Source organism: Streptomyces sp. NPDC127197 (assembly GCF_042672405.1).
GTDB lineage: Bacteria > Actinomycetota > Actinomycetes > Streptomycetales > Streptomycetaceae > Streptomyces > Streptomyces flavusporus.
The window spans coordinates 1-1077 of sequence record NZ_JBHXVG010000156.1; the positions used below are offsets into that span (position 1 = coordinate 1).

The 1077-nt window shown below is 68.8% G+C and carries 1 protein-coding gene; it reads right to left on the reverse strand.

Annotation, left to right across the window (positions count from 1 at the left end; all coding sequences use genetic code 11):
- Positions 1 to 1077: flavodoxin-dependent (E)-4-hydroxy-3-methylbut-2-enyl-diphosphate synthase (ispG, locus tag ACFVJQ_RS46075; RefSeq protein WP_385791997.1), on the reverse strand; the 1077-nt coding region annotated here is incomplete at both ends.

Below are 1077 nucleotides of genomic sequence, written 5' to 3' on the forward strand. Positions count from 1 at the left end.
CCCCGTCCGCCTCCATCTGCTCGGCCAGCTTCATGGCCTCCTCGATGAGCGTCTCGACGATCTTGGACTCGGGGACGGTCTTGATGACCTCGCCCTTGACGAAGATCTGCCCCTTGCCGTTGCCGGAGGCGACGCCGAGGTCGGCCTCGCGGGCCTCGCCGGGACCGTTCACCACACACCCCATGACCGCGACACGCAAGGGCACCTCCATGCCCGTGAGGCCGGCGGTGACCTCCTCGGCCAGCTTGTACACATCGACCTGGGCGCGGCCGCAGGACGGGCAGGAGACGATCTCCAGACCGCGCTCCTTGAGGTTCAGCGACTCCAGGATCTGGATGCCGACCTTGACCTCCTCGGCGGGCGGGGCGGACAGGGACACCCGGATCGTGTCGCCGATGCCCTGCGACAGCAGCGCGCCGAAGGCCACCGCCGACTTGATCGTGCCCTGGAACGCCGGGCCCGCCTCCGTGACCCCCAGGTGCAGCGGGTAGTCGCACTGCGCGGCCAGCTGCCGGTACGCCTCGATCATCACGACCGGGTCGTTGTGCTTCACCGAGATCTTGATGTCCCGGAAGTCGTGCTCCTCGAACAGCGACGCCTCCCACAGCGCCGACTCCACCAGCGCCTCCGGCGTCGCCTTGCCGTACTTCTGCAGCAGCCGGCGGTCGAGCGAGCCCGCGTTGACGCCGATGCGGATCGGCGTGCCGTGGTCCTTCGCGGCCCGCGCGATCTCCTTGACCTTGTCGTCGAACTGCTTGATGTTGCCGGGATTGACCCGGACCGCGGCACAGCCGGCCTCGATCGCGGCGAACACGTACTTCGGCTGGAAATGGATGTCCGCGATCACCGGGATCTGCGACTTGCGCGCGATGGTCGCCAGCGCATCGGCGTCGTCCTGGGTCGGACAGGCGACACGAACGATCTGGCAGCCGGACGCCGTCAGCTCGGCGATCTGCTGCAGCGTCGCGCCGACGTCCGACGTACGGGTCGTCGTCATCGACTGCACCGACACCGGGGCGTCTCCGCCCACCGCCACGGATCCGACCTGGATCTGCCGGCTCTTCCGGCGCTCGGCGA